Origin of the sequence: Armatimonas sp. (assembly GCF_043760365.1) — a bacterium.
GTDB lineage: Bacteria > Armatimonadota > Armatimonadia > Armatimonadales > Armatimonadaceae > Armatimonas.
In genome coordinates this window covers 1-2,788 of the sequence record NZ_JAYUPA010000966.1, presented here as the reverse complement: position 1 = coordinate 2,788, position 2,788 = coordinate 1, and the positions used below count along the sequence as shown (strand labels likewise).

Annotated in this window: 1 protein-coding gene; it reads right to left on the bottom strand. The window is 58.6% G+C overall.

Annotated elements, in window-relative coordinates; translation table 11 throughout:
- Positions 1-2,788, bottom strand: a 2,788-nt coding sequence (locus ACH2EH_RS24515) for a hypothetical protein (RefSeq protein ID WP_395145970.1), incomplete at both ends; no start/stop codon positions are given.

Genomic DNA, 2,788 nt, shown 5'->3' with positions numbered 1-2,788 from the left:
CGCCCACCACTGGTGCGCCACTTCGTGCGCGGTGATGTAGAACGGCACATCCAGTGCGTCTTTTTCGTGTCCCACTTTCAGGATAAAACCAATTCCCTCGGAGTAGGGCACCGTGTTGGGGAACGCCTGGGCGAACTGCTGGTAGGCGGGGAACTCGAGGATGCGCATCTGGCGGAACTGGTAGGGGCTGAAGTTCTCCGAGCAGTAGGAGAGCGCTGCTTTGGCACCCGCCATCATGCGCTCCAAGTTGTACTCATGGCCGGGATGATAGTAGATCTCCAGCGCCACGCGCTTGCCATCTTTACTCGTCCACGTATCTTTTTTCACGGTGTAGCGCGCCGAGACGAACGTGAAGAACTGGCGGATAGGCGCGTCCATCTTGTAGCGGAAGCAGCGCCGTCCGTTCTCGCTCCACTCTTTTTCTAAGTAGCCCGGCGCGATGGCGATCTGATCGGGCGCAGTACGCACCGTCGCGGCGAAGCTCACCCAGTCGGCGTCCGTGCCGAGGTAGGTGTTCTGCCGCGCTGCGACGTTCGTGGCGGGAGCCATGCGTGGCTTGGGCGGAAGGCCCTCTTTACGGCGCTCAGACTCATCGCTGATCTCGCCGTCTGCCTGGTAGCCAATCTGCGGGCAGGGCATGGTCACAAACGCGCCGTTGGCCGCAATATTGGTGTTGGGTGAGCCATTGGCGAAGCCGATTTTATCGTAGGCTAGCGTGAAGGCAAGCGTCGTTGTCGCGCCCGGAGCCAGCGGCCGGGAAAGTGTGAGCGTTCGGAATCCACGGTCTTTGTCGGTCACTCCGGGCGTCGCCACAACGCCGAGAGTGAGTGCTTTCACGGTAAGCTCCGGGGCGGTTTGGATCACGAGCTCTCGTATGAGCTGGTTGGTTTTGTTTTTGAGGGTGAAGACACCTTTCGACTCGTACTGGCCGCGCTCTGGCCACAGGGTGACATCCATCTCGACATCGGTGACACGCGGCTGAGGCAATTTCTCGTAGCGTACTTTGTACTTGCGCTCATACTCCACCTGAAGTTTCGTCTGCGCATTCTCGGAGCGGTAGGTGTGCCGAAGATTAGTGTTCACAAAGATCCAGCCCCCGACGGCCACAAAGCCCGCCGCGCACGTCACCGCCGTCGTTTTTGCCGCCGCCGGGAGCTGCCCAACCTGCCAGCGTGTCGCCAGGTGATCGTCTTTGCCGCGCACCCAGAGCTTGATGGCGAGAACGACCAATAGTGCTGAGGCAAGTAGCCAATACAGCGTGAACCAGAAGACGGGTAGCGTAAACGGCCCAAAGCCGTTCATATCTGAGAGCTTGACCTCCGGCGTGCTGGCAAAAAGAGTGAGCTTGTGATCCAGCCCCATACTTGGGAGCGCTTGCGTCGCCACAAAGCTCACCAGGACGAGTGTGTGCCCCATAAACTTCTGGTTGACGACAGTGTGCACGCAAAATGCAAGCGCCGTTAGGCACACGAGAACTGGGTAGACCGTCCCGAAGAGATACGCGATGTACATTCCGAGCTCGAAGTGAAAGTAACCCTTGGCAGCCTGAACCCCGATTCCCGCCACGATGAGCCCCAACGTGAGTAGTGCGAGTACGAGTAGTAGCGCCACAAACTTTGCCAGTGCGACAGTGTAGGTCGTTACGGGCAGGGCATCCGCGATCTGATCCAGCTTCACCGTGCGCTCGCGCCAGCAAAGTTCCCCTGCGTAGAAGGTAATCAGTATCAGAAAGAACAGCATGAATGAGCCGCTGACTTGCTCAACCATGACCCGTGTGACGGGGTAGATTGTGTTTTCAAGGAGCTTGTCCGCCATCCAGGCGTTGGTGATGAGGAGCAACATTCCTGCGGCAGCGATGACCAGAAACGGGACACTGTGAACAATGTCACGGAAGTAGAAGCGCAGGAGGGCAGGGAAGACATTCCCCCCTGACCCCCGCCCTGTCTGAACCCACCCACCTCGTCCCTCAGCACCCTCCCTTGGTTCAAGGGAGGGTCGGCGCGGGACGAGCCGGGGTGGGTTCGCGCGGGCCGAGAACTGGAAGAGTCGAAAGCCCACTGCGAGAATGGCGATGCCCAGCCCGACCCAGAGCAGGCGGTTGTAGAGCAGAGCACCCGTGAGAGGCAAAAGCTGTGCATTTTTCTCCGCGAGTGTCCAATAGCGTGTGACGACACTCGTCGCTGCGAGGCCAAAGGGATCGAGGAGCGAGGCGACGAGCTTATTGTCCACGGCACGGATCAGGGTCAGCGCAACCGCCCAGCCGACAAACACCAGAACGCCCTGAAGGTAGATCGCCAGCAGACTGCGGGTGAGCGTGCCAAAGACAAAGAACAGCGCGGAGAGAAAGAGGACATTGGGCAGCAGGATCACTAGAAAGACATTGACGTAGCTCTCGATACGAAACGCGCCGAGGCTGTTTTTATCCACCCAGGGCATTAGGCTGCCCAGAAGCACCCCGAAAAGTAGCCCCGAGTAGACAAAGAGAGTGACGACCAGTGCACCGAAAAAGCGCCCGAAGAAGTAAGCCGCACGGCTCAGGTGGGTTGTGAAGAATAGCTCATGGACTTGGGCTTCAAAGTCTCGGTAGATCGCGGTGCCTACCAGTGCGCTGGCGATCACGGCCCCGAGTGCGCCCATAATCCCGACCACTTGCCCTAGCACAAGAGGCGCATTTACTTTGATCTGCCCATCGCCGCCTCCGATTTTTACCACGTCGGTGGTGACAAACAGAAACGTGAGCAAAAAGAGAACAAAAAAGAAGAGATAGGTTGAGACCTGGCGCATCCGA